The organism is Roseibium sp., from assembly GCF_025698965.1.
GTDB lineage: Bacteria > Pseudomonadota > Alphaproteobacteria > Rhizobiales > Stappiaceae > Roseibium.
This window is the reverse complement of the sequence record NZ_JAILWL010000403.1, coordinates 1-6,095: the sequence shown is the minus strand read 5'-3', so window position 1 is coordinate 6,095 and position 6,095 is coordinate 1. Positions and strand designations below refer to the sequence as shown.

The 6,095-nt window shown below is 48.3% G+C and carries 7 protein-coding genes; 2 read left to right on the top strand and 5 right to left on the bottom strand.

Translation table 11 applies throughout. The annotated features are described in order from the left end of the window. Nucleotides 1–792 (top strand): hypothetical protein (locus K5905_RS25210; protein ID WP_297589259.1); only part of this gene is annotated, 792 nt, incomplete at its 5' end. A 9-nt stretch (nt 793–801) separates the two neighbouring features. Then, nucleotides 802–1,575 carry a hypothetical protein gene (locus K5905_RS25205; RefSeq protein WP_297589256.1) on the top strand — a complete coding sequence of 258 codons (774 nt, stop codon included), beginning with the start codon at nt 802–804 and terminating at the stop codon, nt 1,573–1,575. A 372-nt stretch (nt 1,576–1,947) separates the two neighbouring features. On the opposite strand, the gene K5905_RS25200 is transcribed toward K5905_RS25205, so the two are convergent. The 5 genes from K5905_RS25200 to tnpB all read right to left on the bottom strand — a co-directional run bounded on the left by K5905_RS25200 (nt 1,948) and on the right by tnpB (nt 5,921). Further along, nucleotides 1,948–2,610: a hypothetical protein gene (locus tag K5905_RS25200; RefSeq protein ID WP_297589254.1), complete on the bottom strand. Its 663-nt coding sequence runs from the start codon at nt 2,608–2,610 to the stop codon at nt 1,948–1,950. 84 nt (nt 2,611–2,694) lie between these two features. Further along, nucleotides 2,695–3,813 (bottom strand): extracellular solute-binding protein, encoded by a 1,119-nt coding sequence (locus K5905_RS25195; protein WP_297589252.1) that lies wholly within the window; start codon nt 3,811–3,813, stop codon nt 2,695–2,697. Nucleotides 3,814–4,093: 280 nt separating this feature from the next. Next, nucleotides 4,094–5,281 carry an IS256 family transposase gene (locus tag K5905_RS25190; RefSeq protein ID WP_297589250.1) on the bottom strand — a complete coding sequence of 396 codons (1,188 nt, stop codon included), beginning with the start codon at nt 5,279–5,281 and terminating at the stop codon, nt 4,094–4,096. A gap of 88 nt (nt 5,282–5,369) precedes the next feature. Next, nucleotides 5,370–5,546: a hypothetical protein gene (locus K5905_RS25185; RefSeq protein WP_297589248.1), complete on the bottom strand. Its 177-nt coding sequence runs from the start codon at nt 5,544–5,546 to the stop codon at nt 5,370–5,372. Nucleotides 5,547–5,600: 54 nt separating this feature from the next. Next, nucleotides 5,601–5,921: an IS66 family insertion sequence element accessory protein TnpB gene (gene tnpB / locus K5905_RS25180; protein WP_297589245.1), complete on the bottom strand. Its 321-nt coding sequence runs from the start codon at nt 5,919–5,921 to the stop codon at nt 5,601–5,603. Nucleotides 5,922–6,095 lie beyond the last annotated feature (174 nt).

Genomic DNA, 6,095 nt, shown 5'->3' with positions numbered 1-6,095 from the left:
GCCGCTGCATCTCACCGGAGAAGCATTGAATCGCGCTTACAGACAGATTTTAATCTCACCCGAATGTTTCGTTCTGGCTCTTTCGGTCACGGTACAAGTTTAAGTGTCGTAAGCGACATCGACTACTTTGCTATCATTCCAACCAATCAACTTAAAAAAGATTCCTCAATAAGCCTTCGAAAAATAAAGGAATCCTTAGCAGCAAGATTTCCGAATACTGGTGTTCATGTTGATAGCCCCGCAGTTGTTGTACCATTTGCGAATGGAACACAACGCCATGAAATTATCCCTGCAGATTTTGTAAAAAAACACAATGGTTTCAACGTCTACGATATCCCTAACCGATATGGGGAATGGATGCGTGCTAGTCCTAGCGCGCACAATTCTTGGGTAAACAAAGAAAACAATAGACTAGATGGAAAGTTAAAACAGTTAATTCGCCTTATCAAATACTGGAATTACGTGAAATCGGTAGGATTGCGTTCTTTTTATATCGAGCTTCGTGTAACAGAATATGCAAAGGGAGAGAGCTCTATTATCTATAAACACGATGTAAGGCGAGCACTCAATCACCTCTCAAACAAGGGGCTAGCTGCAATGCAAGACCCTCAAGGCATATCTGGTTACGTTTATCCTTGTTCGGGAGCTGTGAAAGAAAACGCCTCATCTAAGCTAAGCACTGCGTTGAGCAGATCAACAAAGGCTATTGAGGAGGAAAGAAAAGGAAACATTTCCATGTCATACTATTGGTGGAACAAGTTTTTCGACGGCAACTTTCCAGGTTATTATTGAGAAAAATTAATGGGCAGAAAAGATCCTATTGGCGACAAATACTTCAAGCCGCTCGTGAATACAGAGAAAATTTCGGGTTGGGTGTTTTGGTCATGTGCAGCACTTTCAATAGCTGCGCTATTTGTAACTACTCAGCCATGGAAAGAAATAACTCAGACAATCTTTGTAATCTTGGTCATTGGGAACTTTATCGGCGGCCTTGCAGCTAAGCTATGGTTATCCCCCCGCGCTGAAGATCAGAGACGACTTGATCTTCTGTCCAACTCTTTTTCGGTAAAACTAACCCACGAGAATGCCGTTGGATACTTCAACAATAGCGAAGCAAATCCTATCCAAAAGCTAGTATTGTCGACAATGGAGAGTTGCTTTTTCACAAAGAGCATTCTCTCCAAAATGCTCCCTTGGGAACGCGCAAAGATAGGATTGTATTTCGTCGTATGGATAGCATGTGCTGTCTCTAGAACTGCAGATTTGTCGTGGATTATAGTTGCAACCCAGGCAATCTTTAGTGAAGAAATAATTGTAAAGTGGCTTCGCATGGAATGGTTACGCTATAAGAGCGAGAAGATTTACAAGCAAATTCGCAATCTTGTATCCACAGTAGAAGTATTTGATAACAGTATCTGCCATGCTCAAGCACTTGAGAACTTCGCAGAATACGAAACAGCAAAGTCTCGCGCATCTGTTACTCTTTCTGAGAAAATCTTTTTTCGACTAAATCCAAGTCTGTCTGCAGAATGGGAAGACATAAAAAATTCCCTCAAATCAGATACGCCTCACTAGTCACGACTTTTTGGCACTCTTTGATTTCAGCGCTTTATCAGTTTCCATTATGTGTGTCGGGGTCAATAGTAAACTCATCGGAGACAAAGCAAAAAACATGGATTTCGGTGGGATCAGACCACCGCCTACCTTGAAATGATTGTTTGGTCACAACCGTCAAAGCCGGTAACCTTCAGCTCGAAAACCAATATGTCAGATCAAGTCTCGCCTTCTACACCTAAACGGTGCATATTGCGTTCTGAGGGCCATTCAGTAGAAAAGTGATCGTTGAATAGCCTCGCTATGAGCATTGTTGCAGACAGCTCACGTCCGATATCGTCGCGTTGAGCTTTCAGTCAAGCACTTCACAATGAGGACTTTCGACGCGAGTGCTCAACGCTCTGCTTGATCAATCGCAGGGCTATTTCCTGCATTTGACAAATTCTTTACGCTGCAGTGATGGGAGAAATCTTCAATGCGTTCATCCCATTTGGTTTGCGTTGGACTGCAGGCATTTCCAAAACTCAAACCAAACCAGCGCTCCAACACCACATTCGATTGGCACCAAGATGAACGATCATGCCTGGAAAAAATTCGAACACCAGCTTTTCTTTCGCAGAATTTCATGAATTCCGGCATGTGGAGCCACATAGATCTTGCGTCTTCATCGCGGATACTCATCGCATATGCAAAGTATCCTCTGTTGATGCTAAGATACTCCTGAATTTCGCCTGACAGAGATCCGCAAATTGTGATTGGGTCACAGATCCCGTCGAGGGCGCAAGCTACTGCATTGTTATAGAACAGAGATAAATTGTGGAGAGAAATAACATAATCTTTGCTATCTAGAATTTCCGAAGCGGCTTTTATGTAAATTTCATCAGTGTACTGCTGTGTTTCCTTAAGATCTTTAAGAAGAGTCTCGTTTTCAATCCAGAAATTTATTAACTTCGTCCGAGCATCGACAAATAAGGTTGCTTCTCGCCTTTTAAGCACATCAAGGGCTTTGTCTATTCGACGATCATTTAAGTACTCCAAATACGAGTAAAAACTCACAAATATCGCCATAAATGCGAGGAGTAGAGTTACCCCATCCTTGTATCGTCCCAATAGGTTGAGAAACAATCGAACACATCGCATCTACTGAAAGCCTAGGCTGGTCTTGACCGTTTCCGACACTCTCGCGCCGTCCCCTTCCCAGAACCTCGGTGAGTCGACCAAACGTAGGTTGAACAGATGCTTGTCGTCGTCGCAGCAAGACTTTAGGCACTGATTGCTTCCTTTGCATCCGCATTTTGGCTCGGAACATTGCTGGACGAAGTGGTCAAAGGAAGATAGCCTTGGGCTGCCTGTACCCATCTTCTTTTGCAGCTCGGCTAACCGCTCGGATGAGCTGGCAAAACGGATAAACTCCATGGCCCCCTCTTTGTTTTTGGAGCCTGCTGGTATCGCTAGATATGCAACCTCCGATATGGGCGGTGCACCCAAGTTTACGAAATCATCTGCAATGCCATCATACTGTGCGAGTTGCGTCTCCCAAAGCAGCCCGATAGCCGCAGCATTGTTTTCCGTCGAGGAAATAAAGTTGGCCGAAGATCCGATATCCTCTATTCGACCTTGCAACGGCGCGCTGATCTCCAATGTGCGACGAATGCCTTCTTCTGATGATAGAGTTTCAAACACGTCTTGTTGCTCAACGCCTGTCGATAGAAGAGCAAGTGGAGCAATCAACCTGCCCGTGTGAGAAACAACTCTATTACCGGCGATCTTTTCGGGATGAAAAAAATCAGTCCAAACCGGTTCTGAATCGCCACGATCCTTCAGCGACGAAGCTCTTGCGACAATCAATGTGTTCCAAATCGCTATCGGAACTCCGCAGCGATGAAGTGTTCCGTCCAGGAAATCATCACGGCGAAAGGCATCAGAGGCACCACTTTCAAGCTGTTGGTAATCCAATTCCGCCAATGAACCTGCTTCACACAACAAATCAAGCTGCTCTATCGAAATCTCGATAACATCAGGAGGGCGACCTGATTCTATACTCGAATAAATGTACGTCTTAATTTCATCGTACTGTCGATGGTTCGGAGCTATTCTTGTTCCGTGTTTGTTTGCTTCGCTATTTTCCCAAGGAGTAATCCAAATTTCTTCGGAAATATTTTCCGGTACGGAGCTGAATACAAAGCTCAATTCATCTTGTGCCTTGGCGGATCCCATCAAAACAAGCCCGATAAACAAAGATACAAAAGTCGTTTTCACGGCACCCTCCCGAGTAATGTGTGTATTTTTCGTTGCAATTGAATTGCAACGCATCACACCAATGGAAGATTATATTACAGGGTTGCTTGAACTCAACCCCAAGATAAATCGAGAAAAAGCTCAACCATTCAGCGTGCTCTCCCGCTGAATAGATACGATTGTTCAGGCGAATAGCCTGACAACACTTGTGACGGCGCATACATCAACGCGGTACAGCTACGTTGTTTCGTGAACGACCGGCTGATCCGGGTAGTGTCAAAGATCTTTCGCACTTTCGTTTTCAGGCGACGGCTTCTTGGGTTTGATTTTGCTCCTGGTAGAGCGGTGCCATGCTCATGTATTTCCGGGCAGACCATTTGCCCGCTGCGATATGCCTGAGCCTGGCCGCGGCCAGGCTCAGGCATGATTGGCCATCTGGAATTGCGCCGACCACACGGGTTCTGCGCCGGATCTCTTTCATAATGCGCTCCAGCGGATGGTTGGTTCTGATTTTGCGCCAATGGCTGTCCGGAAAACCGTAATAGGTCAGCGTCTCCCTGATGCTCTCTTCGATGAGACCGGCAGCCCGCGTCAGGCGTTGCGCCCGCAGATGCGCGATCACTGCTTCAGCCTTTTCCTGTGCAGCCTTGCGGTTTTCCTGAGCATGAATGGCCTTCAGCATATGGGTGACCTCGCGCACCTTCGTGGACGGTACGTGGCTGAACACATTGCGGTAGAAATGAACCATGCAGCGCTGCCACTGTGCATCCGGCAGGTAATCGGCAATGCTCTCCACAAAACCCCGGCAGGCATCGGAAATGATCAACTTCACACCGGACAAACCCCGATCCGCCAGATGCCGCAGGAAGTTTGACCAGCCGGACTTGTCTTCCTTGGCGCCTTCGCAGATTCCTAGGATCTCCCGAAATCCTTCCGCATTGACCGCACAGGCAACAAGCAAGGACACGTTCCGGACTTCTCCGGCCCAGGTCCGCTTCATCACAATGCCATCCAGATAAAGAAAAGGATGCTCGCCTTCTATGGGGCGGTTCCGCCATTCCTCGATCTTCGCATAGATCTTCGTATTGAGATTGGAAACGGTACCGGGAGACACCCGCGTGCCCCACAGCGCCTCAGTGATATCTTCCACACGGCGAACCGAAACACCGGCCAGGTACATCTCCATCAAAGCTTCTTCGACGCTGCATTCCCGCCGCTGGTAGCGCTCAATGATCGCCGTTTCGAATGTCTGACGACAAAGCTTCGGCATCTTCAACTTCACCTCGCCAGCCTTGGTGTGCAGCAAGCGTTCGTGACTACCAGCTGGCGTGTCCTGGCGACCTTCATTGCGCTCATACCGGCCGGCTCCGCAAAGCCGGTCCGCCTCCGCGTCAAGCATCGCATTCAAGGCCTCTTCAACCGTGCCGCGCACCATCTCACCGAGATGATCCTTGATCCGAGCCTCATCAATCCGGATCACATTGCTCATCTCTTTGCCCTCATCGTCATCAGTCGTACCGTGCTCCCTTCAATCAGAATAAAGGGAGCCGTCTCAACCTGAAAATGTGCGAAAGAATTTATACATTATCATCCGCAACCAGCTTCTCCAGCGTCGCGATCTGATCCTTCTTGCGGGTGATCATGGCATCGCGGTCGGCAAGCAGCATGTTTTGTTCCGCCAGCTTGGCCTGCGAAGCCAACACCAGGGCCTTCAACACATCAACATCATCCGGGAGATAAGCGGGCAACTCCATGGGCACTGAATACCAAACGCACACAGAAACCACCCCTGCAAATGAATGGCTAATTCACTCTGCCGCAGCCGGTGGACGGATCGACCTGGCCGTCACCCGCCGCCAATCAAGACCGGCAAAAAGCGCCTCGAATTGTGCCGGATCGAGCCGCATGACACCATCCTTGATCGCGGGCCATTTGAACTGGTTCTGTTCCAGCCGCTTGTACGCCATCACCAGCCCCGATCCATCCCAGAAGATCAGCTTTAGCCGATCTGCGCGCTTGGCCCGGAACACATAGACCGCACCGTCAAACGGCTTATTTTGTAAATGACTCTGCACCAAAGCCGCCAATCCATCATGGCCCTTGCGGAAATCCACCGGCTTCGTGGCCATGTATATCTTCCCCCCATGGGTCGGATGGATCATAGCGCCGCTGCAATCTCGGCAATTCGGGCTGCTGGCGTGGCCGCATCCAGCCGGATTGTGATCTCGCCTTTGACAATCTCCGTAAGCGTCCGGTGAGAGGCATTGGTCCTATTTTTTGGGCCTTCTCATATTTGCAAGACG